Here is a 26,299-nt window from a genome sequence, read left to right as displayed (position 1 = left end):
ACTATATGGGCACATTTGTTTAGAACGATGTGTCGACATATAAGCGCAAGGGTGGAAACGTCATGGCTTTTGCCTCTGTGTAAGAAATGACATCCTTTTCCGGCAACAATTTCTCGCATTCATCTATGTAACGAAGAACTCTTGCTACGTCCAACCCCCAATGAACTGGCTGGTAACGAGTCAAATACTTTCGTGCATTGCTTAACATCCAGCGAGCACCTTTTATATTGCCGTACTCTTGGTGGTACAGTCCGACTGACAATTGCAGCAATCCTTGCAAAAACTTGTCTGACTTGTCTTCCATCCAGATGTCTTCCAACAGATCGTGGCATTCGTAGTATTCTCCATCATTGAATTTTTCAATGAACTGTAAATACTGCTCGGGATACCCCATGGATGCATGCCTCCGTTTCGAACCTTCCATCTTTATGGTAACACAGATTGGCAGTGACTTTACATCCAAACAAAAACTTCACGGATTAAGACAACGCCCTTCTGTTACAATAATCTTAGAGATAAGCGCACAGTAGAAAGGAATGGATTTTCCGTGGCGGATTTTTTTGAAAACTTCCCCTTATGGGCAGCACTGCTAGCCATAGGGATCGCCCAATTTATCAAAATTCCCCTTCATTTTTTTGCAACGAAAACGTGGCAATGGTCACTGCTCATGAGTACTGGCGGTATGCCCAGCTCTCACTCTTCTGCTGTGACAGCACTATCCACAGCTGTGGGACTGCGTGAGGGCTTTGGCAGTAACATGTTCGCTATTTCCGCCATTCTCGGTGTGATCGTGATGTTTGATGCCGCAGGTGTCCGCCGCCATGCCGGTATGCAAGCGGTTGTCTTAAATAAGCTGGTCGATGAATTCAACCACCTGTTAGAAGGAATGAAATCGCTAAAAGTACGCCCTAACCAGGAAAAAGCGAAAAAACTGAAAGAACTACTCGGTCATCAACCAATCGAAGTATTGATCGGCGGTTGGTTAGGCATCATGATTGCGTTATTGCTCCATCCGTTTTTTTAAAGGAGGGCTCCCATGCGCATTGTTTCCATCTGCCCCAGCAATACCGAAATCCTGTATTATTTAGGCCTACATGAGCATGTCGTCGGTTTGGATGATCACTCTGACTGGCCGCTGGAGTGGCAGCATCTCCCCCGGGTTGGACCCGATTTGACAATCGATATGGACCGGGTCGCTGCACTCCAACCGGATCTCGTCGTAGCGTCGCTCTCTGTTCCTGGCATGGAGAATAATATAGAAGCTCTGCGCGACAGAGAAATTCCTCATATCGTCCTGAACCCTTCCCGGATCGGGGAAATCGCTCATGATATCCGACTCGTCGGTGAGGCGACAGAAACACAGAGGCAAGCCGAGCAGCTTGCGATCCAATTTGACGAAACCATTGAAAGCATCCGACAAAAAACCGCGACGTACGCTCAACGCCCGAAGCTCTACTGGGAATGGTGGCCGAATCCCATCTACACACCTGGTCAGGAAAACTGGTTGACCGATGTCAGTGACATAGCGGGTGCCATCAATATTTTTGCAGATTATCCTGTCGCGAACGTCAAGGCTACGCGGGAAATGGTCATGGAACGCAATCCGGATCATATTTGCGTCGTCTGGTGCGGAATTGAATGGAAGCGAATCAAGGCTGACATGATCACAAGCCGCCCGGAATGGACGAACATGACCGCGATTCGAAACAATCAGGTCCACTTGTTGGAAGAAGGCCTATATTGCCGCCCTTCTCCTCGCATTTTAGAAGGACTGGAGAAGCTGGTTGATTTGATTCATACAAAATGACACAAAAAACGTTCAAAGCCTGTGCCTTGAACGTTTTTTCTTTTTTTCTTTCATGCCACCGATGCGGCATCCATTCGTTTTCGTTGGTTGCTATTCAGTTTGTTGTTGGCCGCTGACGGGTTCCGCCATGGCTGCGATTCCTTTTTCATTCAAGTTATTGAGAAAAGCTTCCGTTACTTTGCCTTCACCTTTTTTTACGATGTACACGTCCACCGATTTTTTCCCCCATTGCGAGAATACGTCCTGCTTAGTCTCGAAATACAGGTCAATCTTATGGCCGCGAATCGCTCCACCCTTGTCAGCTACGACGCCATATCCATAACCGGGGATGTACAAAATGGTCCCCAGCGGGAAAACGCGCAGATCGGCTGCAATCGTGGAATAGTCGTCTCTACGTACTTTGACACCTGAATAGGTAATACCATAGGACGGGTGAGATGGATTTTTGCCTGTCGACTCGTATCCGGCATAGTAGCCGGTCGCGACTACACGTACTTTTGGATATTGATCGTGAAATACATCCGCTTTATCAATCACTTGAGTAAGAGAACTGGCAGATACCGTCCTTTTTTTGACGACACGTTGCCCCTCTTTTGTTTCCTTGATTCCAAAAGTGGAGGAGACACCGTAGTCTCCCACAACATTATAGCTGTATCCATCGCTTGCGAAGGCCGTCAAGACCAGGATGAACAGCGCGACGATACTTACGAACTGCTTTCCATTCATTTCTTGGTAAACCTCCTCTCGTTTCTAGTCATGTCCCGACGAGGAGGAAAGTATACACAAATTTTGGTTGATTACAGAAATATTCTGTCAGTTGCACGTTTTTCAATCAAATGCCAAAAGAAAAACAGGCCCGAAACAAAGGCCTGCTTGATCTTGTTGTTAAAACATCCGATATCCTTTTTTGCGAAGCGTGTGAATGGTCCAGCCACTCGCCACTGTACCTGCCATGCCGCAGCCCAGAATAAGCGAATCCCAAATTCCCGGAACGATTTGTTGATAAACAAGTGCACCTACGACTACACCAACGCCGATCACAACTGGAAACCAGGTTGTTTTCAAAATCATGTTTAAAATAAACCCAATGCCAAACCCAAGCACGGAGAACAAAACAATGGATACCATAAATTGCATCAAGTTCATCGACGAAAAAGACCTCCTGCCACCTTCTCCACCTTTTGCCACTTACTTATGCAAATACAGGAAAGACGGGCTATTTTCGGTATTAGTGTAGCAAAAAGGCGAGGGATCGGTCAATAAGAGAAGCCAAGCGTATGTGTTGCATGCCTGACAGAAAAAACCGCCGATGCATTCGCTTCGACGGTTTTCTATGCGAGGTTCCTCAATCATTATGGATGAGAAGAAACAGCTTCCTTCTGAGCTTCCTGTGTACCAGCTCCGTCACAGTTAGGGCAATTCTCCGAGCCCCCCAGGAGCAATTGGAAATACCCTTGGCCATGGCAGTACGGGCACTGTTCTTGTTTTTGTCTCATGTTGAGCTCCCCTTTCGGCATACATGCGCAAGAATTAATTGCATGTATTTTCTGATTATTTTGATGTATCTAACTATATCAGAATCCCCCCTTGGTTCACAATGCAGTTCATCGCGAAAAAACCATAAAAAACCGCAATGTAAGCGGGAACATTGCAGTTTATCTAGCTTATTCGCAGGATTACTTAAAGATTTTATAGGAAGTGTATTGAAAAATGGGATCGATAGCAAACGCTTGACCTGTCATTCCTTGCTCTCGCTTGATATAGTCCGGCAATATGATTTTCAAATAAGTAGAAGACAGCGGGTCATGAAGCAGCTCCTGTATCGGCATAAATTTCGCCTCCGCTATTTCCCCTTCCTGCGGGCGCGGTTCTCCCCCTATGTAATCCATCCAAAAAACGACCATATTGTCGCTAATGGACTCCCGAATGACGCCTGAACGGATTCCGGCTACTTGTCGCACGACTGCCTCGACACCCGTTTCTTCCAGCACCTCACGTACTGCTGCTTCATCTACAGTCTCGCCCTCCTGCACGAATCCCGCAGGAAATGACCATTGACCTTTTAGTCCGCTATACGTTTTTTTGACAACCAGTGCTTCTTGCCCGCGAATAACAATCCCGCAGGCGCCTAGCCAAACCTTCCCCTCGCGCATCCAGCTCGCTCCTTCCACGTCCTAGCTAAACGAAACCCCCGGCTTTTCTTCGCCGGGGGTACCTATCAATCATCCTCATCATCCAGGAGCCCATTATCGATCATGTATCGCAGATTTTCCCGATCCCTCTCGCGGCCCTTTTCCTTGAGCCGATCGATGGCAGGCAGGATGAGAATATCTACTTCACGCTGTACATGCCATGCCAAGTCGTGTCGCCCCTGTTCCTCCAGAAAAGCTCCCACTTCCATCAAGGCGTTGTACCGATCCATCTCTTCGCGGACCATAAGCCCCCGGACTTGAATGCTTGCGTGACGCATCGTTTTTACAGCTTTACTTTCTTCAATGCGAGACCGACGCCGCCAATTTTGTACAGATAGCGCAGGTCACTCGCTTTTTTCATCATCGCCGCTGTGCTGCCGAACAGCTTTTTCGAACCAACTTGCCCGATGCCCTCGCCTTTTCCAAGAGAGGCCAATGTCCCTTGCAGATGCGGGATGAATTTTTGCGGAAGATCGCCACGGACCAAGGCCGCAAGATTTGCACCCAGCGTCTCGCCTTCCTGTACCGCGATTTGCGCAGTTGGCGGATACGGACGTCCTTCTTCGTTGAAGATCAAGGCACAATCCCCTACGACAAAAACATTTTCATGACCAGGGGCACGCAAGTATTCGTCTACCTTGACTCGACCGCGCATAACTTCGAAGCCTGCTTTTTCCACGATGTTATTTCCGCGGACACCTGCTGCCCAAACCACCGTCTTCGATTTGATTTCTTCTCCGGTAGCCAACAGCACGCCATCCGGGGTGCACTGCTTGATCGGTGTTCCAATTTTGAACTCGATGCCTTTTCTCTCCAATACATCCATTGCGTATTGGATCAGCTCTGGGTCAAAGCCAGGCAATGCAGTTGGTGCTGCCTCAATGCAGTAGATTTTCACCAGTTCTGGATCGACATCAAATTCTCGGCACAGCTCTGGCAAACGATCGCCGAGCTCTCCGCAAAACTCAATGCCTGTAAAGCCAGCTCCACCCACAACAAACGTGAGGTAATCCGTACGATCCGGCTCATTTTTAAACTTAGAGAACATGTATTCAATATGCTCGCGAATATTCCGGACTGCATTGATACTGCGAATGCTAAACGCATGCTCCTTGAGTCCCTCAATTCCGAACGTTTCTGGTTCGCTGCCCAATCCGACGACGAGATAGTCATACGACAGCACCTCGCCATTTTCGAGCGTGACGGTCTGCTCCTCTGGCTGAATGGCTTGCACCGTTCCTTTGACAAAGTTGACTTTGTCCTTGTTCAAAATGCCATCCAGACTGACGCGGGCATGATCCGCTGGTGCTGTACCTGCAGCCGGCTCATGCAGCCAAGTCGTGATGTAGTGATAGTTGTGCTTGTTGACCAAGGTGATTTCTGCCTCATTGTAGTTGAGCTTTTTCTGTAGCTGCAACGTTGTGAGCAAACCACCGTATCCAGCGCCAAGAATCAGGATTTTGGGTGTACCCATTAGTATCCCTTCCAATCATGTATGATGTCATTGTTTATGGTAACTTAAGGAAGATTGTGCGATTTTTCACGTGGTCTGGTACAAATTAAGATGCCCCAATTCATGATCCGTGTAGTATCGGAATTATTGCCCTGTGCTGCCATTCGAACCACTCTGTGAAAAAATGCACAAAGTCAGACGTAGGAAAATGTGACAATTTCTTTACAGTCATCCTCATCTTATCGGCTACCGATTGGATTTGCAAGGTTTTTTTGCCTATCCTCTTTCGAACTTTCTCTCCTGTTTTTCCACTTGTATGGGTTATAATGGTTGAGGAGTTCGCTTACGATTAATTCGGAGGTGCTTTGGATTGAATTTTCTGCAAAAGGACGAGCAAATCTACGACATTACGATCATTGGTGGAGGCCCTGCCGGGTTATTTACCGCTTTTTACGGCGGGATGAGGCAGGCCAGTGTAAAAATCATTGAGAGCATGCCCCAGCTAGGCGGGCAGTTAGCCGCTCTTTATCCGGAGAAGTACATATATGATGTAGCCGGATTTCCAAAGGTTTTAGCACAAGATTTGATCAATAATCTGAAAGATCAGATTTCCCGTTTTCAGCAAACCGTTTGCCTGGAAGAGAAAGTGGAAAATGTCGTAAAAAAAGCAGACGATGTGTTTGAAATCACAACGGACAAAGGCACTCACTACTCCAAATCCGTCATCATTACTGCTGGGGTAGGAGCGTTCGAACCTCGCAGGCTGGAACACCCAGATGCCGTCAAATATGAAAAATCCAATCTGCACTATTTTGTTACCGATCTGAACTCCTTCAAGGGACAGCGTGTAGCTGTTATTGGCGGCGGTGATTCCGCTCTAGACTGGTCCCTCATGCTAGAACCTATCGCAAAGGAAGTACACCTCATCCATCGCAGAGACAAGTTCCGCGCACATGAACACAGCGTAGAAATGCTGATGTCCTCCAAAGTAAACGTCACGACACCTTACGAAATAGCAGCTTTGCACGGCGAGGAGCGCATCGGAAAACTCACGCTGGCCCATTGCACGACAAAAGAAGAAGTCGATCTGGAAGTCGACGCAGTCATTGTCAACTTCGGCTTCATCTCCTCTCTCGGTCCGATCAAGAACTGGGGGCTGGAGCTCGAAAAAGGCTCCATCGTGGTCGATACCCGCATGGAATCAAACATTCCAGGCATTTTCGCAGCAGGCGATATCGCAACCTATCCTGGTAAGGTCAAGCTGATCGCTGTCGGATTTGGTGAAGCCCCTACCGCTGTAAACAACGCGGTTTCCTACTTTAATCCAGATGCCAAATTGCAGCCTGGTCATTCTTCAAGCATGGACAACTTCAAATCGTAAAAATGTTTCGTCCCTGTTGTTGCCTCCGATGGCTGCGACAGGGATTTTTTATTCCTTTGCATAACCGCTTTTGTTGGCGTGCACAGTAGAAGCAACAACGAGGAGGCGATTACGCTTTGAATCATCTCTGCCCAGTTTGCAATGGCTTTACACCCCTCCACCAAACGTGTGCAACGTGCGGTCAAGCTCTGCAGGATGCAGGCCGTCTGTATGACTTTTATGGGAGCTACAGCCCGTACCGGGAGATCGACGATGCCAAAATGGACAATGGTTACATAGATCGTACCCGCCACCAATGCGTCCATACAGGCTGGTGTTCCTCCTGCCAAACCGAAGAGATGGTCTTTCTGGATGAATGGACTCCCGTTATGCTTGTAACCGATATGGAAAAGGACGCGTACCAGTAAGTCGGTCACGTCCTTTTTCGTTCGAAACGCTATTTTTTCTTCATGGCCAGCTTTTCCGCCATGCGAGAATTATTTGCTTGCATTTGTTCCAGCATTTGTTGGAGTGACTCCTTAATCCTGGCTGTATCACCAGATTCAATCGCAGAGTCAAAGGCTTCGTGTGTTTTTTTCATTTGCTCAATCCGAGATCTTCGGGCGTCACGCTCTTCTTTTGGCCCCATGTTTTTGTCTTTCCATTCCTTGAACTGCTTTTCCATCTGTTCGTTGGTTATTTCGCCCTTTTTGACTTGTTCATTCAGCTTGTTGATCAGTTGCTTTCGTTCTTCACGCTTCGCCTGCCACTTCGGGTCGTCACTCAGCGCTTCGAACTCGCTCATTAACCGATCGCTTTCTTTAAACGCTGCCTGCCATTTCCCCACACTATCTGGTGCATATTTTTCCGCTAGCAAGAGCATGTACATTTTTTGATGAACGCCTCTGTTTGAGCTTTGTCGCACCTTCATGTGCTTCTCCCCATGCTCATCATGGCTGTGAGTCGGCTTGCTCATCTGAGCAACTGTTGCAGATCCATCTTGCGCCAACGCAATACCTGGCATAACGAGCCCCATTACCAACGCTGTTGTCATCATTCCTTGCTTCCACATCTTCATAAGATTCACTCCTTCTGGTAGAAAACGTCTATGATTGATCCGTTAAAAAGGACGCAACTCTTCTCTATCCAGCCCCAAGAGCTTTACGAGGCCCATTTGCTCCAGATCTCTTTTCGTTTTTTCGGTGCCATACTGATAAATAAGTTGGTAGATGGCCCGCAGGTTGTCATCGTATTCGTCGTTGTCCCGATCCGGCATGTCAGACCATAGCGTATGCCCATGCATCCACATCATGAAATCACCGTGGACACAGTTATTGAACAAGTCTCGCATCATGCCCACTTGAACATCGGTCGCTTCGATCTCAAAATCGTACGTGGCGGAGCCTTTTTCGTCGCGGATTTCTGCCACGGTCGTTCCTGCTTGCAAGGTCACATAGTAGTGTTTCTTATCCAGTGTCACTCATCTCCTTTTTGGATCGCATCACCGACTTGAAAACTTTTCCTCCTTACCATGTGCAAAAATCGCGAAAACATGTATATAACGAGCAAGAAAGCCCTCCCTTCATGGGAGGACTTTTGCCTGGTAGCTTCTTACCTGTATGCTACGACCGATCTTCTTTTCGCAAATTATGTCCAGTGTTCTCTCCTGTTTTCGGGGGAGTGCTGCGTGAGCCGGCGGATGCTTCCGTTGGGCGTTTGTCTTTGTTGTTGTGCTTGGACATGTGGTTCCCTCCCTTACTCGATGAGTGGCTACCCATGTAGTATGTCCCCACCTGTGAAATGAAAAAACACCTTGACCCGCTAGACAGGCCAAAGTGCTTGTTTGTTGTTTTATGCCAATAAGAGAATCGAATTATTTCACGACTAGTTTTGCTACCATTTTGCCATGATCCGGTCCACAGATCACGTTGCAAAAGACGGTGTACTCACCAGCTGCATCGATTTTCATCGTTTTGCTGCCATCTTTTTGCAGGTCTACATCCAGCCCTTGGATCCCAATACCGTGAAAGCCTTCTGTCGACTTGAAGTTGAGCGTGAACTCTTCGCCAGCTTTTACTTCATAAGTTTCTTGATTGAATTTCCAGTTACTAGCTTCTATATTCACTTGTGTGCCAGTAGTTGCTGCAGGAGCCGCAGCTTCCTTGTCTCCACCGCATGCTGTCATCAACATTGCAGACAATGCAACTGAAGAAATCAATAGACTCCACTTTTTGTTCACTTTTGACCCCTTCTTTCTTCTTTTTCTACACTTCCATCTTACTCGATGGAATCAATCCAAAATCTGGAATCTTGTGAACGAACAGTGACGAATTGGCGAATGATTGTTGAACATGAGCGTTCATGATGGATTGATCGCATATACCGTTATCTCTGGAAAACAATTCAGCCGGATTGGCAGCCTGGAAGTACCTAGTCCGCGACTGATGCCAAATACGCCAACGAATTGATCCACTTTTTGCCCGACATGAAAATGCTTGTAGGCACCAAGAGTCCGATTGAACAAGCGAATTTGTCCCCCGTGGGTGTGTCCGGTCAAAAGAAGGTCAGCTTTCAAACCCTCGTTGTGAATCAACGAGATAATATTGGGAGAGTGGGCCAAAAATATCGTCAGATTCGCCTGCTGGATCTCTTGTCCCGGACGCTGTTCATTGCCGTAAATCGAATTATCGAAGCCGTATATCCAAATGCGACTGCCGTCTTTTTCTTTCACCGCCCCCTCGTTTTCCAGCACCGTCATCACCTGCTGCCATGCCTCTTTTTGGGAACGGTAAACAGCATCGGAGTAGACCTTTTTGTGAAATCTCCCCCCTTCTCTCTCGTAATTGCCAGGAACAAAGAAGATTCCATCCTTGCTCTTTACTTTTGCTAGCTCATTTAACACACGCGCCAACTGCCCGCTGTGCTGTGTCAAATCCCCCGTCACTATCACAATATCTGGATCATGGGCATTCACCAGTTTGTGCAGCTCTCCATTCCAAAACCGTGTTCGTCCATGAGGATCGGAAAGATGAACCAATGTAAGTGGGGGGATAGAAGGAATCGCCAGCTTCACTGTCGATATTTGGACATAAGTCGTATGGTAGGCGAGAAAGATAATTCCCAACAGGATACACAAAACAATCGTTGTCATCATTTTCGGAACATTCCTCTCTTTTCTTCGTCTTATGGTTTAGAGGAGTGGATCAGTGATGATTTTTAGAAACGTTCAAGGTATTCTTACCCTTTTCTCGCTCGTGCTTCTTTTCACCTTTTTCATCCAGCCTTTTCCTGCGTCGGCCTGTAGTTGTGTCAGACCTCCTGACCCTTTAACAGCAAAGGATCAGTCTGCTGCTGTATTTACAGGCAAGGTGCTCCAGGTACATGAGCGAACAGACTGGCTTCGTTGGCTTCCCTTTTGGGATAGACCAGAGCGGGGAGGCTTTGATGTTATTTTCGAGGTGCAATCCACGTGGAAAGGAGTAGATCAGACACAAGTTCAGATCGTCACCAGCGGTCTTGGTGGTGCATGCGGCATTCCTTTTCAACCGGGTCAAGAATATCTTGTCTATGCCTCTTATTGGGAGCTAAATGAGCTAGAAACCAACATCTGTACACGTACAGCCATCAAGTCAGATGCCGGAGAGGACCTGCAAGCGTTAGGTGCTGGTGCCATACCTATCCGTTCCGCCAATCTAGTATGGAACGATTATCTATTTACAGGGATCGTGGTCATGATCTCTGTGGGAATCTTGTTCTATTTCTTTTGGTACCAAACAAAACGGAGACGATAGATCACCTCGTCTCCGTCCTCTCTATTTTCATGGAAGATAAGCTTTTGCCCGATACTCCGAGAGATTAAAGGACTGCCAGCTACTGTCCTCATACAAAATCTCTCTTTGCTCCTGCAGCATTTCCATATACCTCTCTTCTACCTTTTTATCCTTAATATGCTCCATAACCACTGGTATGGCATCATAAGACAGCTCGCTCAAATACGCGATGTCAATGTGTCCAGTCGCGTGATAGCGCTGTACATTGTTTTTGGCAATAATGACATCCATATTGATGTAATTCAGAATGACGTAACTCACGAGTGTCACAATCGCGTAATATTTGATCAAGGAGAAACCGTCGCGCCAAATTTTCAAGAGAGCAATGATAAACAGCACAAACAGAAATATCATGAAAACGTGAGCTAACAGCCGCGTATGCGTATACCCGTAAGCATCCTCATATAGTGAGAGGCGAAAATAGGCGGACATGAGCATGAAGCCCGTGCAAATCGTCAGCATACTCAGCAGAACCTGATTGATCCGGTAGAGCATTGGTTTTGCCCGTGATGCGAAGTGCATCGTGCATAGGAGAATCAAAAAATTAATAACGGTGACCGTCACCAGCTCATTGAAGCCATTTCTAGCATACTCGGCGTACGTCAATTCATCTGGTAAAACTCGCTTCGCCCCACTGAACAAATACGATATCTGAATATATGTAAACACTATGTACACGATATTGATAATGGCAAGAATCGTCCCGAGGATAATTCCGTCCCACACGATCTTTTTGTCATCTTCGGGTACAGGCAAATCTATTACTTTTTCCCGTTTCCCGAAAAGGGAATACATGTAAGCAAACACAAGGATCGTAATAATCCCGATTAGCATCATTCGAAAGATTGCTTCAAGTGAATGGACATCAATCACCCTTCGCGGGATTTGACCCAGAAAATGTCCAAACACACTATCCGCATTCGAGAGCAAGGAGAGTACAATCACCAGAAGAGGCACCGAGATTCCGATTCCGATGAAAACCTTCTTCATTACCCCATACTTCTCCTCGTCCAACCTGTCCTTGATCCGTTCCTTTGTCAGCCTAAATGGCAGGCGCGTATACTTCGGGGTGTAAAGGAGCAATATCTCCATCATCTCTATGAAAAAGCCTGCTTCGTACCAATTCGCTTGATGACGCTTGGTGATCAAGATCGTTTGGATCACGAATAAAAACGGAATCAGTACCAGGTTGAACAGATGAAAATGCGGATTGGAAAATAGAAAAAAGGTTAGCGCAAGTAGAAAAATCGGGACCGTCCATATCCAGTCGAATACTTGCTTTCGAAAAAAGCGTAAATGAATGCGTTTCCTAGCCTGCCAAATAAAAAGACCGTACAAGCCTATTACGAACAACAGATAAGAGATGCCCAAGCCTTTCCCGTAAAACATCCAGTCGAACAGTATGCCGATCCCAAATGCCCCCAGCAAAAGCCACTGTAAGCCTTTTTGTTCCTGCGTAACATCAGCCACTCTCTTCACTCCTTACTCATGCTTTTACCCTAAAAAAGTAAGAGCAGACTCCAATAAGGAGCTGCTCTTGTAAGTACGTGCGCATTTGGATAAATGTTACAATTCCAACCAGGTGTATCTACTTTAATTTCTCGGCAATCATCAGTAAATCTTTTTTCGTCAGAGCAGGATTCAGGGCAACCACTTCGATAAGTCTATTCTTGTCCTCTTGATAAACCTGTACCTTTTTTTCTTCTTTTCCGTCCAATAACTTCCTGGCCACATACATTCCCTCGTATTTTTGCACTTTTACTTTTTCTACGATTCCATCCTCTCCTGCTTCTTCCTCGATCCATTTCATACCTTCAAGGTTCGTAATAGCAATGTAGACGTCCCCTTCCGTCTCTGCCCCTTCACTCCCTTTGTACAGCGTATAGACTCTATCAAAATTTGGCTTAGGCGATACTTTTCGCACAACGATCTGCTTCTTCTCGTTTTCTGCCTCTTTGTGCATTTCTTCGAATAACTCTGGTTGGCTATAATTAAATGGATAGTTTACATGACCATTTACAAATTTGTAGCCACCCACAAGCTCAGCTGGTACCTCATAAAAGCCCCCCACTTCTTTCTGAAGCGGTGGTGTGGATTCATGAATAACAGGAACATAGGTGAAGGAAACACGTTTCTTCGGATTGTCCGGGCCAGGCATATAGATTGCTGCGCCTTCGCCTGGCTTTAGCGAATTCCTTGCATCTTCAAAGTTTTTTATACTTTCCTGACTACTTTGCGGTTGTGGTGTAGTAGTCTGCTGCACTTTTACAACGGCTTCCCCTTTTTCATTCTTCAATTCGTATACCTTCATGGCTGCATAAGCGGATGTTCCTCCAAACACAAGAATAGCCACGACAAGTAATCCCAATCTTTTTTTCATTTGTTTTCCCTCCGACATATTTTTTCGTTCCTTGATTTTTTGAAGGACCTGATCCTTGACATCGAAATCATCGGCGGCGGCGGTTAACTGTTGTTTCCAATCATCGGGTTGCTGAGATCGAGTCATGTCTATCACCGCCTTCGCTCGCGAGCATATAAGATTTGCATTTTTTCAATGCCCGCTCATACTGTTTGCGCAGCGTGGCTGGCTTTGTATCAAACAATAAGGCCAGCTCGTCATAGCTGCGTTCTTCCACAACACGCAAGATTAGGAGATTCCGCTCCTTTACGGAGAGCTTTGATATCGCTACATGAAGAGGGTTGTTCAAATACTCCGTATCTTCTACCTTCTTTTCCCCCTCATGGCGACTGAACGTCTGAATCCCCGCTCGCAAAAAAGTGACCACGCGATTCAGCTTCGCCCTGTTTAACAGGTTCAAGCAATGATGATACGCGATCTTATACATCCATGCCGAAAAAGAAACGTTGTGCCGATAGCTGTCCAGCTGCTCGAATGCTTTCAAGAAAACCTCCTGGACAGCATCCTCCGCTTCCTGTCGGTGTCCCAGCATGTGATAGCAATACACGAACAACGGCTTTTGCATCGCATCGATGATCAAACCAAATTGGTCGATATCCCCGGCTCTGACCTCCTTTAGCGCTTGCTCCATTTCGTTATGATCCAAGCCCTCTCACCTCCGATTCGCCCATATAACAAACAAAGGCGTCATTTTGTGACATGTTGCCGCAAAAAAAATCCATACCGAAGTATGGATTCCTTGTGTTATTTCCACTGAACCTTGTAAAGCTCATTGTTCGTTTTGGCATAGAGAATGTATTGTGCTGGTACGTTTATCTCTACAATCGTATCGCTGCAAGCAGTAACCCGTTTGAATTTCTTCCCCGTAACAATCCTGCCGCTCATCTTTTCATTTTATTCCCAATTATTCCTAATTATAAGTGACGGCCTCTATTTTGTGAATTCCTTTCATTTCGCACAACAAAATACCCCCTCAACTCGTGTGCATTTATTCACACAAGTCGAAGGGGTTCCGTCTTCGTCTTCTTATTAGTCGTCACATTTCTCCGCTTTGCCTTCAGCGAGTGCCGTCTTAAACGAAGATCCACAGCCACAGGAAGCGACTGCATTTGGATTCTCGATGGAGAAGCCTCCGCCCATCATCGATTCCTTGAAATCGATCTCTGTACCTTTAATGTATGGATAGCTGTCCTTATCGACAACAATTTTCACACCGTTTTGCTCGAAGGTCTCGTCGCCTTCCTTCATCTCTTCGTCCCAGCCCATCCCGTAGGTAAAGCCGCTGCAACCACCTGTTCTGACACCTACCCGTAAAAACACATCGGGCTTACCTTCTGCTGCCAGCATTTCTTTTACTTTCAGACTGGCGCGCTCTGTCAATGTAATCATGCTTCTTTCCCTCCTTCACAGGCTCATCATTCCTGCACGTGTTACAACCAGTATATTCAGTTTACTAAGAAACGCTTCTTCCCACAAGGTTCCCCTGCACTTTACGCACTCATTCTCTCTTTCCAAATAAAAAAGAAGGGTTTCCCCTTCCTATGCAAAATGTGCATTGTTTTCCATTAGATAAAATCTATAAGCTTTCTTCCGGTTCCCTGCCTTAGACAGACTATGATCGATCTGGTTCAGTTCGTTGTGTAGTTGATCAATTTGTATACTGTATTCTAGGACATCTGGATGATCTAACCCAAACTCTAACCCCATATGTACCATACGCTGTCGAAGGAGTTCGATTTTCTCGAGCAAAACGTCCCGCATTTGAAGCTCCTCCTAATAATAGATCAGGCTTTCTTACTATATTTTACAAGAACAGCTAGAAATTCGCAAACAAAAATTCCTTTATTTCCGAAAATATACCAAAAATACGACGGTAATTATTATATTTTTACATCCGCAACTTCCTTCCTAGAGAGTTGGAGAACTTATGTTATTGTTCGTACTTACCAAGAGGTTTATAATATAGGTGCTCTTGTTGCCCGAGATTCACTCTATTCCTAAGAGCCTTTCCACTCCCATGGAACGAATATCGATTGGGTACGACTGGATTAAAGCTCTTTCATCTAAGAACCATTGACTTTGAAAGGAAGTGTTTGGAATGACGCTTGAAACGATTGCCATACAAGACAAAGCTCTCGCCGGAATCGCAGAAAAAGTCATGCATGGCGAAAGACTGACTTTGGAAGACGGTGTCACCCTTTTTAATTCCAACGATCTTTTGACGATTGGACAATTGGCTAACGTTGTTAACTATCGCAAGAATCAGGATAACGTTTACTTTTTGCAAAATCTGTACATCAACCCAACCAACGTATGTGAAGCTCATTGCAAATTCTGTGGCTTCCGCCGCGATGAAGGGGATGAGGGTGCCTACACGATGAGCACAGATGAGTTGCTTCATTATGTAGAAACACGCTTCCATCCGGGTATCCGTGAATTCCATATCGTTGGCGGACATAACCAGCACAAACCATTTGATTACTACCTCGACACCATTCGTACCTTGAGAAAAGCGTACCCAGATGTGACGATTAAATCGTATACAGGTGCAGAGATTGAGTTCTTCTCCCGCATCTCCGGTCTATCCATCCGCGAGGTTTTGCAAGAGCTGATGAAAGCTGGTCTCCAAAGCCTTACAGGTGGTGGCGCTGAAATTTTGACTGAGCGCTATCGTATGAAAATGAGCCCGGAAAAAGCAAGTACAGACATGTACCTGCAAGTACACCGCACAGCTCATGAGTTGGGCTTGAAAACACATACCACCATGTTGTACGGCTCCATCGAGACATTGGAAGAGCGCGTGATCCACATGCTCCGCCTGCGCGAGCTGCAAGATGACACAAACGGCTTCATGGTGTTCATTCCATTGGCTGTTCAACCGATTAAAGCAACAGCTGGCATCAAACGCCGCAACTCTGCGATTGATGATTTGAAAACAATGGCAATCAGCCGTCTGATGCTCGATAACTTCCAGCATATCAAAGCATACTTCATCAATATCGGTACCCAGCTCACACAGCTTTCTCTGCAAATGGGAATTTCCGATGCTCACGGAACCTTGATCGAGGAGCGCATCAGCCACTCAGCCGGTGCACTTACCCAGCAAGCTCTGACTGTAGATGAGTTGGTTTGGTTGATCAAAGGCGCAGGAAAACGCGCCCTGGAACGCGATACCTTCTACAACGTGATCAAAGAACATTAATCCATAATAAAAAGCTGATGCTCCAAATCACTTGGGCATCAGCTTTACTATTTTGATACGTGCGCGGTTGATCATGCTCCCCAATGAACATCCTAAGAGAACAATCTACAGAGGAAAGTCTGCATCCAGCAGCTCTTCTTCCTCCCGTAATTTATTCTTGATTTTCACCAGTAATTCATCCGCTGTTGGGGCTTGTACCAACGTGCCGTTTACGAGCGCGAATGGCTCCATGTAGCACTCACCGCAGTACCCCAGACAGCCGTACTCAAGTACGTCCACATCTAGATCAGGATCATTTTCCAATGCATCCACGACGGATTGCGTATAAGAGGAAACATTGCTCGCGCAAAATTCTACTAGTGGTTTCATCTACTGTCACCTACCGATTATTTCGACATCATCATGTACTTTATTGTACCGCGACTTTGATAAAAATCCAGCGGAGAAAACGGGAAAAAGATTCTGCTTGCATTTTTAGTGAAAGAGACTAAAAATAGAGTGGGTGCTGTAAAAAACGGACAGAAGAAAGGACTAGACCTTCTATGAAACGACTTGTGATCCTTGGAGGAGGATACGGGGGTCTTCGTATTATTGAGCGAGTCCTGTCCCCTGATTTACCAGATGACGTGTTTATAACCCTCGTAGACCGTATGCCGTTTCATGGCTTGAAAACAGAGTATTACGCTCTGGCGGCAGGTACTACACCGGAATCTCACCTGCGTGTTACTTTTCCAAACGATCCACGCCTGACCGTCAAATACGGTGAAATTGCTGGTGTGGAATTGGACGAGCAGGTCGTCAATTTTGCTAACGGGGACACCCTCTCCTACGATTGGCTTGTAATGGGATTGGGTTGTGAGGATCGTTACCATGATATCCCTGGTGCTGAACAATTTACTTGTTCGATTCAATCCATGGGAGCTACCCGCAACACATACATGGCAATCAATAATGTGAACCCATACGGCACGGTTAGCGTTGTGGGCGGTGGTCTTTCCGGCGTGGAAATGGCTGCTGAGCTGCGCGAGAGCCGTCCCGACCTGAATGTACGCATCATCGACCGCGGTCAAAGCATTTTGAGCCCATTCCCGAAAAAGCTTCAGGAATATGCTTCTCAATGGTTCATTGAGCACGATGTACAGCTTGTTTCCATGGCGAATGTCACTGGCATTGAACAAGGGATCGTGTTCAACCACAACCAGCCGGTTGAAAGTGATGTTATCGTATGGACAGCAGGTATTCAAGCGAACAAAATCGTGCGCTCTCTGCCGATCGAAACAGACAACATCGGACGCGCCAAACTCAATCAGTATCATCAAATCCCATCCCATACGAACGTGTATGTAGTAGGTGACTGTGCAAGTACAATCATCGCTCCGAGCGCGCAAACAGCTGAGATCCAAGGCGATCAAATTGCCTTGATGTTGAAAAAGGACATCAAAGGTGAGGAGTATCCAGCTTCATTGCCTGCTCTCAAGCATAAGGGCTTCCTCGGTTCCCTCGGCAAAAAGGAAGGCTTTGCCAGCATGGGAAAAATGTCTCTGGTCGGTCAGATGGCTCGTGTCATCAAGAGCGGTCAGCTATGGATGTACAAAAAGCATATGGGATAGCAAACAAGCCTGTTGACCGGATGGTCTAACAGGTTTTCTTTTTGTATAATCAAAGGATTAGGAGGGTGATATTTCCAGATGAATGATTATATTCAAACGATGCGCCGTCTGATCGGGCAAGAACGGCTGATAACGGTAGGCTGTGGTGCGATCATCGAGGACGAGCTGGGACGTATTTTGCTGCAAAGGCGCAAAGACCAGAACAACTGGTGTCTCCCTGGAGGTCTGATGGAAATCGGGGAAACCTTTGTAGAGACACTATTTCGTGAAGTAGAAGAAGAAACCAACCTGATCATTGAGGCGCCAGAGCTGTTTGGAATATACTCCGGCCCATCGGGTTGCAGAGAATACCCGAACGGCGACAAGGTGTTCAGCGTGCAAATCATCTTTCGAGTAACCTCGTTTCATGGGGAACTCAAACAGGAGGGCCCTGAGAGCTCTGAGCATACGTTTTTTACACGGGACAAACTCCCGCAAACACTCAATCCCGGTCAGGCAGCGTTTATATTGGATTGGGCGGAAGGGCTTACGGGACCTATCGTCAAATAATTCAAAAAAACGTAACAATGATAATCTCCAAGCGAAACCCACATAATATCGTAGACCGGAATAACCAGCTTGGAGGTTTTTTAGTGGAACCCAACACATATGAGGATATGAAAGATACGCTGGCTGACAATTACATGCCGATGACTTCCTTTCGAAGTGGCGTCGAAGAGACAGTCAGACCAGATGTAGAATGCTACACCATTCAAATTGTGAATATCGCGCTGGTCGGAGATGCAAAATCATGGGTTCTGGTAGATGCGGGGATGCCACAATCGGCGGAACAAATCATCGGGATTGCCCAGGAGCGCTTTGGTGAGGATGCCAAGCCAAGAGCCATCCTGCTCACTCACGGTCATTTCGATCATGTCGGGGCAGTCATTGAGCTCGTAAAAGCGTGGAGGGTGCCCGTCTATGCCCATTCGCTTGAAATCCCTTATTTGACAGGCCAAACATACTATCCCGAGCCAGATGGAACGGTTGAGGGTGGGCTGCTTGCGAAGATATCCCCGTTGTTTCCAAATGAACCAATCGATTTGGGCAGCCATGTTCATCCTTTGCCCGAAGACTGGAGTGTTCCCGGAATGCCTGGATGGCGCTGGATACATACACCTGGACATTCCCCCGGGCACATTTCCTTCTTTCGTGATGAAGACAGAACTCTCCTCGCAGGGGACGCTTTTGTTACGGTAAAACAGGACTCATTATATCAAGTCGTGACTCAGCAAAAGCAACTGACCGGCCCCCCTGTTTATTTGACAACTGATTGGCAGGCAGCGCGAGAATCCGTCGAAAAGCTTGCCAATCTCTCCCCTGCATATGCAATCACTGGTCACGGTCCACCTATGTATGGCGAGGAATTGGCCGATGGATTGGTCCAATTGGTTGCGGAGTTTGATCGGATAGCTGTCCCCAAGTATGGGCGATATGTGGACAATAAGATGTAGACTGGCAAAAAAGCTGACGTCGGGATGGTTGGACGTCAGCTTTTTTGAATTTGTGCTGGGTACATGTTAAATGCGCTTATAACGTGATAAGAACGACTCTACATCATTGTACATCCCGCCCTGATTGGCGTATTTCACGTAATTTTTGACTGTGCGTAGCCATTCAATGGTAGAAGGATTGGTAGATGCGATGGCTTGCTTCAAATCATTCATCTGAATTGGGCGTTCAACGCCTGTCTTCATAATTTCAGTGATCACCATCTCTGTCGCGGTCTCTACGACATTCTCAATATCTGCGCCAGAATACAGGTCTGTTTCCTTGGCCAACCAATCGTAATCAATATCAACCACCGGTCGTTCTGTCAGCTTGATTTGAAAAATCGTCTTCCTCGCTTCTTCATCTGGAGGTGAGACAAAAATCATCTTGTCGAAACGGCCCGGACGCTTAAAGGCAGGGTCTACATCCCAAGGCATATTGGTCGCACCGATGATGAGCATCTTTTCTGTGCTAGTTTCGATGCCTTCGATCTCGGTTAAGAGCGTATCAACAACTGTTCGCATTGAATTAGACGAAGCTCGGCTACGATTATAGCCGAGTGCATCCATTTCATCGAGGAACAGGACACTCGGGTTGTTCGCTCTCGCAGACGAGAAGATCTCTCGAAGGTTTTGCTCACTACCGCCGATATAAGGATCGAGAATATCCGAAATATGTATGGGAATAAAGCGGGCACGGCATTCCCCTGCTGTTGCTTTGGCAATGAACGTTTTTCCGCATCCGGGCGGCCCGTAAAGGAGGATTCCGCCCCCCACTTTTTTCTTGAAGAGTTCGAACAATTCTGGGGACACAAACGGCTTGATAATTTTCATATGAATGGCATTCTTCACCTCATGAAGTCCGCCTACATCCTCGAAGGTCACCCGTTCTTTCTCTCTCCCCCGTTTGCCAGCTTGTCCGCCGGAAATTACCTGAAAGGTCGAAGAGTCCTCTTGGGTTTCAACTTGCTGGGGGATATCCAATTCCACTTCTTGTACTGTTACTGAAGTCTGTTCAAAAGCCTCATGCTGAACTAGTTGAGGGTGACTGGGAGACGTATTTGAAGCTGCTAACTTACCCAACTCCACGATGATTTGCTGCTGGAGGGCGTGATCACAGAACCGAAGCGCTTGAGTGAATGCTTGTAACGCTTCATTATTTTGACCGATCTGCGCATATTCCAAGCCTAACAGGTACCAAGCAGATCCGTTTTCAGGATTGCTTTCCGCCATTTGTTTAACGACATCGATTTTATTCATATGAAAATTCCTCACTTTACAAACAATTTATAAACAAACCCCGAAATCCACGTGTAAACATTAAAGATAAGCAGAAAGAGCAAGATGCCCCCAAACGCTGGTGGATACAAGTAAATAGCCAGTAAAATTAGTCCCACGCTAGCTGCCCATGAACCAATAGGTCCTCCCAGCTTGTGGACAATTCGGTTCGGATAAAAAAGAAAATGGGTCTCCTTTTCAATTCCGTCTAGTAGTTCCTTTACTCGGGAATTTGTCGGGTCTAGCATAAAGGCGTGGATCAGAGCTTCCTTCGCTGTTTTGAAATCATCTCGAAAGTAAGCCTCTTCTCCAATTTTGATTACCTTGTACAAATCGTCTTCGGCTACTTGCATGTACCCTGCCAGCGCTTCGTATTTCTCTTTTTTCTTACCATCGATCATGGCCATATAAAATTGGTAATGCAGCACGGTTGGGTCCATCGGGTCTAGACGTTTCGCTTCTTCCAGCATTAGCCTAGCCCTTTTTAGATGGCCAGTCTCGTACATCAGGAACGCATACGTGGCAATGTTACTCGGTTCGAGGGGATTTAAGGACAACGCATAAAGCATCGCCTCCTCCGCTTCATACCATTTTTTTTGCTGTTTCAGAATCAATCCAAGGGTATTATAGACATATTCTGTAACGAAGCCCTCTTTGATGGCGTTTGTGCAAAGCTCATAGGCTTCTTCATAATTGTCCAGTTGGTATTCACAATATGCCATCATGTATAGCAGTCTGGGATGCGTTGCATCTTCGGCCAATACCTGCTTAAATTGTTCTCTCGCCTGTTCATAGCGCCCCATTTCATAGTAATGCTCGCCCAACTGATAGTGGGGAGAACCCTCCAAAACTTTAAGATCCATATAATAACGGCACTCCTTTTACAATGTAACCCACTTCCAGCATCCTGCCTACGAAGGAGCACCCAATAGCTGTATGGAGCATTGGCTGAATTGTACCGTGGATTCCCTCATGAACCTTATATCTTCTTTTCATTAAAAAGTAATACGCAATCCCAATCCACGTCCCTAAAAAAAATCTGAGTATCCCTAGTGGTAAGACGAAATAAAGAATAATTCCTACGATCAAAATGACGGTACGCAATAACGGATTGACACGTAACCACACTGCATTTTGCATCCCCAACACAAGTGCGGGTAAAAAACCGCCAATCATACATGCATACAGATAAGAGGTCAGATTGTACGATTTGGTTTCATAGTTCACACCGGGTTTCAGACTTGGTTGAAACAATTCTGTATTCATTCATTCACGCTCTTTCTATAACTAATCAACCAACTCAGGATGGAAATGCTCTGCCAATAATCGTGTAGCTCTAACAAGATCAATCTCGTAAATTAGCAGCTCCTCGTCTGAGCCAAGCCTATTTTCATGGAGAATCCCCTTTCTATGGAAGTTTTCTTTTTAACCTCGTGAAAAATTCACATCTATCAGCCTGTTCAGGCAGAGCAGACACCTGTGCATCCCCTAGCTCGAGAATGGTCCATGAGCCATTTTCCAGCTTGGCGATATCCATAGTAAAAAAGCGACTCTTGATTTTTTTCGCTACCTCTAAAAATGGCTGAAGGTCTGGCGGCGTATCATCATATTGTCCTTCCTCCCAGTAATTTGCCATGTACATGGGTTCGCCATCCAAAAAGAAAACGCGATATTCCTGGGATAATGGCATGTTGCTCTGCGAGTGATGGGTCAAAAACTGAAGCTTTACAAATTCTCGAAAGACAACTCCCTCATTCAACTCATCCTGTTGCAGCTCCAAAAATCGACTGGTCACCTGCTGTACCTTTTCTTTATCGGAAGCATCGGGAATATAGCACGCCTCATTCCAATCGTGTTTTCGAGATTTCACATAATCTTTGATCATGATCGGAGCCTGTCCAAATCTATTTACGATCCGATACACGTTTTGAAATGACGCGTCTATCTCTTTTTTGTGCAGCCAGACCGACAGCGGGGTGAAATCTTTGATGACCCCATAAGATTCAGGCAGGTAATGGCAATGCACGTACTTTTCGGGTGTATTGATTAACACTATATTTTTGGCTAGCAGAGCGTCATATAATTTTTGGTACAGGAACGGTTTTAGCATCCATCCCCTGTAGATAGCCAATACTTTTTCAGGAGAGGGTTGGATTTGTTTCACAGCCGCTAACGGGTTGTCCTGGTAGATCAGTTGTTCCAAGCTGATCAGATGAATATCCAAACCTAGTTGTTTTGCGCACGTATACTCATATTCGTAGGTTTCATCGACTTTGTTTTCTTGAAATGGCTGACTGCAAAATAAGACTTTCATCTGCACGATCCTCCTCTCAAAAATTGGCAGTACCATCCCATTATACAAGATAATTGTTCGAACGTAAAAAACCGTCAAGACTACTCCTGACGGTTCCCTCATTTTGCTGATTTATCGCTTTTGGACACGTAAAATAGGTACTTTTTTCGGTTCAAAGGTGTCTGCCAACACCTTCTCATGGATGACATTCAGCTTGAGCAAACTCGAAATTTTCCCGGTATCCGCCTTCGACATGAGGCGCCAAAGCGAAGGATCTGGCAAGGCGTTGTAAAGGCGCTCATCGTTGTATTCTCGCCGCTCCTGATAGGAAATCAGCAGCTTGTATTCGCCTTCCTCTGCGCTGCCTGCTTCACTGTAAGCTTCAATTAGTTTACTCCGCAGCTCGTTCAATTCTTCCTCTAGCTGCTTTTGAATTTCCTTCAATTCGTAGTAGCGAGCAATCGGTTGGTCCATCCGCTCTTCCTCCTTTGGTTACCCCTGTACCCAAAATCCATATGAGAAAAAGTCAGTTGGTAGAACCATTCTCTGACAACGAAAAACAGCCTCCTTTTTCATTTCCATCATGAAAAAGAGGCTGCGTATCAAGCTCTACAATTATTACTTTTCAATCATCGTGTTGATTGCTTCACCTGCGTGTTTTTTCAAGAAAGTAGAATACTCTACTTCCCATGGATTCCATTTTCCTTCACCTTGGTAGCCCCATACGGAGTTGATGCGGGAAACGGTATCTGTGTTGTTCATACCTACAAGTCGTTGCTCCCCTACCAGCTCAAATGTACCGTTCGCATCCATATCGACTGGTGTCAAAGAACCGAATGGGTAGGAGGATACAGAAACAGCATCTTCTGTTGGCTGTACTTTGCCTGCTTTGTCATACAGCTTGGCAGCTACGTATACATCCTGGTTGGCACTCACGTCAAGCGTCAGCGGCTTATCCAGGTGGGAGCCTTTGCCCTCTACTTTAAAGCCATCCACGAATTTCCCTTCGTAACGGATTCCTTCGTTTTCCTTTTCACCAAAAATTACGGCTGGCTTATTGTTTTCAAAGGTAGCGATTACGTGGCTGTATATACCGCCGCTTCCACCAGTCGCTGTTTTCACGAAGGCATCCGCAACATGATCACCCGTGAAGTCTACGAGAGTCAGCTCGCCTTCATAGCCGCCCAGCTCTTTCATATCGGTTTGGCTATAAGCGCCGGATTTTCCGTCCTTCACTACGATGTTCATATTGGAGGAATAGATGTCATCCGCTTTTTCTTTTTCGCCAATCAGGTATACGATGTCTTCCTTCTTATCGCCATTCACGTCAGCCGTTTTTTGATCGATCACATAGGTGTTTTTCGCGAGCTTCAATTCAGCTGCGGCAGAGAACAGCTTTCCTTTTTCAGAATCTGCGTGAGCTACTTGTGTATTCATTGCAGAAAATCCAGCTACGCCTACAACTCCTGCAAGCAGCAAATATGTAACAGGCTTCATCCATTTTTTATTCATTGTAATTGCCTCCACTAGATGTTAGGTTATTGGTTACATTTACTACTATAGGACGAAGCCTGCTCTAGTTCGTTACAAAATGTTTACGAATGATATACAAATAGTAAACAGCACGTTACTTGACATTATCTAGCACACTTTTGATAATGGCTGGCGAGTCTTGATGGGTGTTCAGATTGTAATGCTGTCTGAGTGCCTGATAGACGGCATCTACGTTTTTGCTGCTTTTATTTTTGCGATAAGCAGCTACTTGCTTGGCAAACTTCGGATGGTGGATGAAATCGCGGCTCCACTCCCATGCACGGGGCTTCATCGCATCCTTGCGTGCCAACTCCAGCATCTTGGGGAAACGCGGAACGAAATACTGAGAGATTTTCCCCCTTGCATTCTGGTATTCCTTCGTTTCATTAATAGAGGAATCTTGGTTATCCTTATAAGGTTTGCCATTCACATGGATGAACTCGTTGAGCTGAACAGGCAGCATGCCATCTAACAGCTTGACTTGGTAATACTCCCAACCCCCGGCCGTCTTTTTTCCCGGTAGAACGAGCGTGATAAAGTGAAACAGGCGATCATACGCGTATTCTTGCCCATATTCGTTCGGACCAGGGTCCATGCTAAGTGGTGACTGCGGATAAATATATCCTTCTTTATCGACTTCAAAACCAGGCAAGCCTACCTCGACAGCCCACCGAACAGCAACATTCTCCGAGTCCTTCAGGTCAATTCCCCCATGATAGGGACGGGTTGTTCCAAACATACGATAGAGTACCGTTGCGACGAATTCCTTCGTTGCTCTCTCATCATCAATTTCGTTAGGCATGACGTATCCAGCCTGGATGAGTGGCTTCAGGCGAGCATCCATATGGATTTGGGCACGTCTTTGGATTACTTGTTCGTCTTCACTTGTTAGACGCTCGAGGCTCCTGATCCGATTGTCCAGCTCATCCAGATTCACATCTGCGGGATAAGCCGGTGGAAGTGTTCCGATAAAATCGTAGACATTCCATAGAAATCCTTTTTTCGAGGTTTGAAATTTCAGGTTATAAGAGTAGTACATTTTGTTTAGTGATTGTGGATCATCACCACCATGCATATCCGAGATAAAGTCACCAGACGAGTAGGGGCGCAACTTTAATGGGCGAGGTTGTGGATTCGTAATGGAAACCATCTGTTTATTCAAAAACAAATACTTTTCCGGATTCGGCGGTAGCTTGTAGGTAATTTGATGGGTAGCTGCTTCTGCCTGCGTTTGAGGCAAGGGAGCAGTTAAAATACCCGTAAAGCAAATTGTACATGTCAGAGCACTGATCATCATTCTTTTTCCATACATACCAAAATCATCCTCTTTGTCGTAATATTAGTTATACGTGAAAATGAACGATGTCGTTTCGCACAGATAAAAAAAGCGACCAGGCTCATGCATCTGGTCGCTGTAAAAAATGATTGTCGTTGCGCTTATGCTGTTATTCGGTATCTGCTGTCGAAGCAATCGGCTGCACGCCCATGCTCTCCAGCTTTTCATAGATATCCTTTAATTTCGGATTTCCCTCACCGACAATTTCCCCGGAAATTACGACAAGCGGATACCATAAATCTTCCTCGATAATGCGATTCGCCCAGCTTTTGTCATCGTCTGTCTGCGGCTGTTGAAAGTCGCTATATACGATGCGGATGCTGTCACTTCCATACTTGCGAGAGAGTGCCGCCTCCAACCACTCGGCTGTTTCCTTTGCAGATGGCAAATTGACGCAGCTAGCGCACAATTGCTCTGTCCCAAAAACCTTGATATCGACAGTCACTATATCCGCCCT

Annotated in this window: 35 protein-coding genes; 8 read left to right on the top strand and 27 right to left on the bottom strand. The window is 46.1% G+C overall.

What is annotated here, in order from left to right; translation table 11 throughout:
• Positions 1–19: 19 nt before the first annotated feature.
• Entirely contained in the window at positions 20–394 is a 375-nt protein-coding gene (locus tag E8L90_RS29130) for a DUF309 domain-containing protein (protein ID WP_137033001.1), read from the bottom strand.
• A 153-nt stretch (positions 395–547) separates the two neighbouring features.
• Here E8L90_RS29130 and E8L90_RS29125 point away from each other — a divergent pair, with 153 nt between their 5' ends.
• Together E8L90_RS29125 and E8L90_RS29120 are read left to right on the top strand one after the other, a co-directional pair.
• Positions 548–1,024, top strand: coding sequence for a divergent PAP2 family protein (locus E8L90_RS29125; protein WP_137032999.1), 477 nt, complete (start codon positions 548–550; stop codon positions 1,022–1,024).
• A 12-nt stretch (positions 1,025–1,036) separates the two neighbouring features.
• Positions 1,037–1,807, top strand: coding sequence for a cobalamin-binding protein (locus E8L90_RS29120; RefSeq protein WP_137032997.1), 771 nt, complete (start codon positions 1,037–1,039; stop codon positions 1,805–1,807).
• A 90-nt stretch (positions 1,808–1,897) separates the two neighbouring features.
• Here the strand turns inward: E8L90_RS29120 and E8L90_RS29115 are convergent, their stop codons facing one another.
• From E8L90_RS29115 to E8L90_RS29095, 6 genes are all read right to left on the bottom strand, one after another.
• Positions 1,898–2,533, bottom strand: a complete 636-nt coding sequence (locus E8L90_RS29115) for a 3D domain-containing protein (protein WP_137032995.1) — start codon at positions 2,531–2,533, stop codon at positions 1,898–1,900.
• A gap of 159 nt (positions 2,534–2,692) precedes the next feature.
• Entirely contained in the window at positions 2,693–2,953 is a 261-nt protein-coding gene (locus tag E8L90_RS29110) for a YuiB family protein (RefSeq protein ID WP_015892990.1), read from the bottom strand.
• Between the two features lie 206 nt (positions 2,954–3,159).
• Positions 3,160–3,303, bottom strand: a complete 144-nt coding sequence (locus E8L90_RS30020) for a YuiA family protein (RefSeq protein WP_201265903.1) — start codon at positions 3,301–3,303, stop codon at positions 3,160–3,162.
• 180 nt (positions 3,304–3,483) lie between these two features.
• Positions 3,484–3,960 (bottom strand): NUDIX domain-containing protein, encoded by a 477-nt coding sequence (locus E8L90_RS29105; RefSeq protein WP_137032993.1) that lies wholly within the window; start codon positions 3,958–3,960, stop codon positions 3,484–3,486.
• Between the two features lie 65 nt (positions 3,961–4,025).
• Positions 4,026–4,277, bottom strand: coding sequence for a hypothetical protein (locus E8L90_RS29100; RefSeq protein ID WP_017251334.1), 252 nt, complete (start codon positions 4,275–4,277; stop codon positions 4,026–4,028).
• Positions 4,278–4,282: 5 nt separating this feature from the next.
• Positions 4,283–5,473: an NAD(P)/FAD-dependent oxidoreductase gene (locus E8L90_RS29095; protein WP_137032991.1), complete on the bottom strand. Its 1,191-nt coding sequence runs from the start codon at positions 5,471–5,473 to the stop codon at positions 4,283–4,285.
• Positions 5,474–5,822: 349 nt separating this feature from the next.
• Here E8L90_RS29095 and E8L90_RS29090 point away from each other — a divergent pair, with 349 nt between their 5' ends.
• Complete coding sequence (locus E8L90_RS29090) at positions 5,823–6,833, top strand: NAD(P)/FAD-dependent oxidoreductase (RefSeq protein WP_137032989.1); 1,011 nt, start codon at positions 5,823–5,825, stop codon at positions 6,831–6,833.
• Here E8L90_RS29090 and E8L90_RS30505 read toward each other — a convergent pair.
• From E8L90_RS30505 to E8L90_RS29065, 5 genes are all read right to left on the bottom strand, one after another.
• Positions 6,800–7,138 carry a hypothetical protein gene (locus E8L90_RS30505; RefSeq protein ID WP_208759451.1) on the bottom strand — a complete coding sequence of 113 codons (339 nt, stop codon included), beginning with the start codon at positions 7,136–7,138 and terminating at the stop codon, positions 6,800–6,802. The genes E8L90_RS29090 and E8L90_RS30505 overlap by 34 nt on opposite strands.
• Positions 7,139–7,269: 131 nt before the next feature.
• Positions 7,270–7,890 (bottom strand): hypothetical protein, encoded by a 621-nt coding sequence (locus E8L90_RS29080; protein WP_137032985.1) that lies wholly within the window; start codon positions 7,888–7,890, stop codon positions 7,270–7,272.
• Positions 7,891–7,932: 42 nt separating this feature from the next.
• Entirely contained in the window at positions 7,933–8,292 is a 360-nt protein-coding gene (locus E8L90_RS29075; RefSeq protein ID WP_137032983.1) for a hypothetical protein, read from the bottom strand.
• 393 nt (positions 8,293–8,685) lie between these two features.
• Positions 8,686–9,051: a cupredoxin domain-containing protein gene (locus E8L90_RS29070; RefSeq protein ID WP_137032981.1), complete on the bottom strand. Its 366-nt coding sequence runs from the start codon at positions 9,049–9,051 to the stop codon at positions 8,686–8,688.
• A gap of 120 nt (positions 9,052–9,171) precedes the next feature.
• Entirely contained in the window at positions 9,172–9,966 is a 795-nt protein-coding gene (locus E8L90_RS29065) for a metallophosphoesterase (protein WP_137032979.1), read from the bottom strand.
• Positions 9,967–10,021: 55 nt separating this feature from the next.
• On the opposite strand from E8L90_RS29065, the gene E8L90_RS29060 reads away from it, so the two are divergent.
• Complete coding sequence (locus tag E8L90_RS29060; protein ID WP_244297453.1) at positions 10,022–10,603, top strand: hypothetical protein; 582 nt, start codon at positions 10,022–10,024, stop codon at positions 10,601–10,603.
• Between the two features lie 27 nt (positions 10,604–10,630).
• Here the strand turns inward: E8L90_RS29060 and E8L90_RS29055 are convergent, their stop codons facing one another.
• The 6 genes from E8L90_RS29055 to E8L90_RS29035 form a co-directional block, all read right to left on the bottom strand.
• Positions 10,631–12,112, bottom strand: a complete 1,482-nt coding sequence (locus tag E8L90_RS29055; RefSeq protein ID WP_137032975.1) for a DUF4153 domain-containing protein — start codon at positions 12,110–12,112, stop codon at positions 10,631–10,633.
• A 118-nt stretch (positions 12,113–12,230) separates the two neighbouring features.
• On the bottom strand, positions 12,231–13,148 hold the full coding sequence (locus E8L90_RS29050; protein WP_137033660.1) for a hypothetical protein: 918 nt from the start codon (positions 13,146–13,148) through the stop codon (positions 12,231–12,233).
• Positions 13,123–13,707: an RNA polymerase sigma factor gene (locus E8L90_RS29045; protein WP_137032973.1), complete on the bottom strand. Its 585-nt coding sequence runs from the start codon at positions 13,705–13,707 to the stop codon at positions 13,123–13,125. The genes E8L90_RS29050 and E8L90_RS29045 overlap by 26 nt, the downstream gene beginning before the upstream one ends.
• Positions 13,708–13,805: 98 nt before the next feature.
• Complete coding sequence (locus E8L90_RS30015) at positions 13,806–13,946, bottom strand: hypothetical protein (RefSeq protein WP_162309127.1); 141 nt, start codon at positions 13,944–13,946, stop codon at positions 13,806–13,808.
• Positions 13,947–14,090: 144 nt separating this feature from the next.
• The gene (gene erpA / locus E8L90_RS29040; RefSeq protein WP_007716763.1) at positions 14,091–14,450 is read right to left on the bottom strand and encodes an iron-sulfur cluster insertion protein ErpA; all 360 of its coding nucleotides are present in this window, start codon (positions 14,448–14,450) and stop codon (positions 14,091–14,093) included.
• A 150-nt stretch (positions 14,451–14,600) separates the two neighbouring features.
• Positions 14,601–14,822 carry an aspartyl-phosphate phosphatase Spo0E family protein gene (locus E8L90_RS29035; protein ID WP_106836313.1) on the bottom strand — a complete coding sequence of 74 codons (222 nt, stop codon included), beginning with the start codon at positions 14,820–14,822 and terminating at the stop codon, positions 14,601–14,603.
• Between the two features lie 337 nt (positions 14,823–15,159).
• On the opposite strand from E8L90_RS29035, the gene mqnE reads away from it, so the two are divergent.
• Positions 15,160–16,263 carry an aminofutalosine synthase MqnE gene (gene mqnE / locus E8L90_RS29030; RefSeq protein WP_137032971.1) on the top strand — a complete coding sequence of 368 codons (1,104 nt, stop codon included), beginning with the start codon at positions 15,160–15,162 and terminating at the stop codon, positions 16,261–16,263.
• Between the two features lie 105 nt (positions 16,264–16,368).
• Here mqnE and E8L90_RS29025 read toward each other — a convergent pair whose 3' ends face one another.
• A complete protein-coding gene (locus tag E8L90_RS29025) occupies positions 16,369–16,632 on the bottom strand; it encodes a DUF1450 domain-containing protein (RefSeq protein WP_047072975.1) in 264 nt (87 codons plus the stop codon).
• Between the two features lie 173 nt (positions 16,633–16,805).
• Here E8L90_RS29025 and E8L90_RS29020 point away from each other — a divergent pair, with 173 nt between their 5' ends.
• The 3 genes from E8L90_RS29020 to E8L90_RS29010 all read left to right on the top strand — a co-directional run bounded on the left by E8L90_RS29020 (position 16,806) and on the right by E8L90_RS29010 (position 19,366).
• Positions 16,806–17,873, top strand: a complete 1,068-nt coding sequence (locus tag E8L90_RS29020) for an NAD(P)/FAD-dependent oxidoreductase (protein ID WP_137032969.1) — start codon at positions 16,806–16,808, stop codon at positions 17,871–17,873.
• Between the two features lie 78 nt (positions 17,874–17,951).
• Positions 17,952–18,422, top strand: coding sequence for an NUDIX hydrolase (locus tag E8L90_RS29015; RefSeq protein ID WP_137032967.1), 471 nt, complete (start codon positions 17,952–17,954; stop codon positions 18,420–18,422).
• Between the two features lie 83 nt (positions 18,423–18,505).
• Positions 18,506–19,366: an MBL fold metallo-hydrolase gene (locus tag E8L90_RS29010; protein WP_137032965.1), complete on the top strand. Its 861-nt coding sequence runs from the start codon at positions 18,506–18,508 to the stop codon at positions 19,364–19,366.
• Positions 19,367–19,432: 66 nt separating this feature from the next.
• Here E8L90_RS29010 and E8L90_RS29005 read toward each other — a convergent pair whose 3' ends face one another.
• The 8 genes from E8L90_RS29005 to E8L90_RS28965 form a co-directional block, all read right to left on the bottom strand.
• Complete coding sequence (locus E8L90_RS29005; RefSeq protein ID WP_137032963.1) at positions 19,433–20,662, bottom strand: AAA family ATPase; 1,230 nt, start codon at positions 20,660–20,662, stop codon at positions 19,433–19,435.
• A gap of 11 nt (positions 20,663–20,673) precedes the next feature.
• Positions 20,674–21,543 carry a tetratricopeptide repeat protein gene (locus tag E8L90_RS29000; RefSeq protein ID WP_137032961.1) on the bottom strand — a complete coding sequence of 290 codons (870 nt, stop codon included), beginning with the start codon at positions 21,541–21,543 and terminating at the stop codon, positions 20,674–20,676.
• Complete coding sequence (locus E8L90_RS28995) at positions 21,533–21,946, bottom strand: hypothetical protein (protein WP_137032960.1); 414 nt, start codon at positions 21,944–21,946, stop codon at positions 21,533–21,535. Before E8L90_RS28995 ends, E8L90_RS29000 begins: the two co-directional genes overlap by 11 nt.
• Before the next feature lie 142 nt (positions 21,947–22,088).
• Entirely contained in the window at positions 22,089–22,994 is a 906-nt protein-coding gene (locus tag E8L90_RS28985; RefSeq protein WP_137032958.1) for an ATP-grasp domain-containing protein, read from the bottom strand.
• Between the two features lie 111 nt (positions 22,995–23,105).
• On the bottom strand, positions 23,106–23,447 hold the full coding sequence (locus tag E8L90_RS28980; protein WP_137032956.1) for a hypothetical protein: 342 nt from the start codon (positions 23,445–23,447) through the stop codon (positions 23,106–23,108).
• Between the two features lie 144 nt (positions 23,448–23,591).
• Positions 23,592–24,485, bottom strand: a complete 894-nt coding sequence (locus tag E8L90_RS28975; protein WP_137032955.1) for a hypothetical protein — start codon at positions 24,483–24,485, stop codon at positions 23,592–23,594.
• A gap of 115 nt (positions 24,486–24,600) precedes the next feature.
• Positions 24,601–25,818: a hypothetical protein gene (locus E8L90_RS28970; RefSeq protein ID WP_167497630.1), complete on the bottom strand. Its 1,218-nt coding sequence runs from the start codon at positions 25,816–25,818 to the stop codon at positions 24,601–24,603.
• A gap of 133 nt (positions 25,819–25,951) precedes the next feature.
• Positions 25,952–26,287 carry a YuzD family protein gene (locus E8L90_RS28965; protein WP_137032953.1) on the bottom strand — a complete coding sequence of 112 codons (336 nt, stop codon included), beginning with the start codon at positions 26,285–26,287 and terminating at the stop codon, positions 25,952–25,954.
• Between the last annotated feature and the right edge of the window lie 12 nt (positions 26,288–26,299).

It is taken from the genome of Brevibacillus antibioticus, from assembly GCF_005217615.1.
Lineage (GTDB): Bacteria > Bacillota > Bacilli > Brevibacillales > Brevibacillaceae > Brevibacillus > Brevibacillus antibioticus.
The sequence above is the reverse complement of the archived record's forward strand: the minus strand, read 5'-3'. Positions and strand labels throughout refer to the sequence as shown.

Bases quoted from the DNA above. Each gene is read 5' to 3' on its own strand.
- E8L90_RS29015 (WP_137032967.1), top strand. From the start codon at position 17,952: ATGAATGATTATATTCAAACGATGCGCCGTCTGATCGGGCAAGAACGG.
- E8L90_RS29000 (WP_137032961.1), bottom strand. From the start codon at position 21,543: ATGGATCTTAAAGTTTTGGAGGGTTCTCCCCACTATCAGTTGGGCGAG.
- E8L90_RS29105 (WP_137032993.1), bottom strand. From the start codon at position 3,960: ATGCGCGAGGGGAAGGTTTGGCTAGGCGCCTGCGGGATTGTTATTCGC.
- E8L90_RS29110 (WP_015892990.1), bottom strand. From the start codon at position 2,953: ATGAACTTGATGCAATTTATGGTATCCATTGTTTTGTTCTCCGTGCTT.
- E8L90_RS29095 (WP_137032991.1), bottom strand. From the start codon at position 5,473: ATGGGTACACCCAAAATCCTGATTCTTGGCGCTGGATACGGTGGTTTG.
- mqnE (WP_137032971.1), top strand. From the start codon at position 15,160: ATGACGCTTGAAACGATTGCCATACAAGACAAAGCTCTCGCCGGAATC.
- E8L90_RS29060 (WP_244297453.1), top strand. From the start codon at position 10,022: ATGATTTTTAGAAACGTTCAAGGTATTCTTACCCTTTTCTCGCTCGTG.
- erpA (WP_007716763.1), bottom strand. From the start codon at position 14,450: ATGATTACATTGACAGAGCGCGCCAGTCTGAAAGTAAAAGAAATGCTG.
- E8L90_RS29025 (WP_047072975.1), bottom strand. From the start codon at position 16,632: ATGAAACCACTAGTAGAATTTTGCGCGAGCAATGTTTCCTCTTATACG.
- E8L90_RS30020 (WP_201265903.1), bottom strand. From the start codon at position 3,303: ATGAGACAAAAACAAGAACAGTGCCCGTACTGCCATGGCCAAGGGTAT.
- E8L90_RS29035 (WP_106836313.1), bottom strand. From the start codon at position 14,822: ATGCGGGACGTTTTGCTCGAGAAAATCGAACTCCTTCGACAGCGTATG.
- E8L90_RS29100 (WP_017251334.1), bottom strand. From the start codon at position 4,277: ATGCGTCACGCAAGCATTCAAGTCCGGGGGCTTATGGTCCGCGAAGAG.
- E8L90_RS29020 (WP_137032969.1), top strand. From the start codon at position 16,806: ATGAAACGACTTGTGATCCTTGGAGGAGGATACGGGGGTCTTCGTATT.
- E8L90_RS29065 (WP_137032979.1), bottom strand. From the start codon at position 9,966: ATGATGACAACGATTGTTTTGTGTATCCTGTTGGGAATTATCTTTCTC.
- E8L90_RS29115 (WP_137032995.1), bottom strand. From the start codon at position 2,533: ATGAATGGAAAGCAGTTCGTAAGTATCGTCGCGCTGTTCATCCTGGTC.
- E8L90_RS29120 (WP_137032997.1), top strand. From the start codon at position 1,037: ATGCGCATTGTTTCCATCTGCCCCAGCAATACCGAAATCCTGTATTAT.
- E8L90_RS30015 (WP_162309127.1), bottom strand. From the start codon at position 13,946: ATGAGCGGCAGGATTGTTACGGGGAAGAAATTCAAACGGGTTACTGCT.
- E8L90_RS30505 (WP_208759451.1), bottom strand. From the start codon at position 7,138: ATGGACGCATTGGTGGCGGGTACGATCTATGTAACCATTGTCCATTTT.
- E8L90_RS29130 (WP_137033001.1), bottom strand. From the start codon at position 394: ATGGGGTATCCCGAGCAGTATTTACAGTTCATTGAAAAATTCAATGAT.
- E8L90_RS28995 (WP_137032960.1), bottom strand. From the start codon at position 21,946: ATGAATACAGAATTGTTTCAACCAAGTCTGAAACCCGGTGTGAACTAT.
- E8L90_RS29080 (WP_137032985.1), bottom strand. From the start codon at position 7,890: ATGAAGATGTGGAAGCAAGGAATGATGACAACAGCGTTGGTAATGGGG.
- E8L90_RS29005 (WP_137032963.1), bottom strand. From the start codon at position 20,662: ATGAATAAAATCGATGTCGTTAAACAAATGGCGGAAAGCAATCCTGAA.
- E8L90_RS28970 (WP_167497630.1), bottom strand. From the start codon at position 25,818: ATGTATGGAAAAAGAATGATGATCAGTGCTCTGACATGTACAATTTGC.
- E8L90_RS28985 (WP_137032958.1), bottom strand. From the start codon at position 22,994: ATGAAAGTCTTATTTTGCAGTCAGCCATTTCAAGAAAACAAAGTCGAT.
- E8L90_RS28975 (WP_137032955.1), bottom strand. From the start codon at position 24,485: ATGAATAAAAAATGGATGAAGCCTGTTACATATTTGCTGCTTGCAGGA.
- E8L90_RS29050 (WP_137033660.1), bottom strand. From the start codon at position 13,148: ATGACTCGATCTCAGCAACCCGATGATTGGAAACAACAGTTAACCGCC.
- E8L90_RS28980 (WP_137032956.1), bottom strand. From the start codon at position 23,447: ATGGACCAACCGATTGCTCGCTACTACGAATTGAAGGAAATTCAAAAG.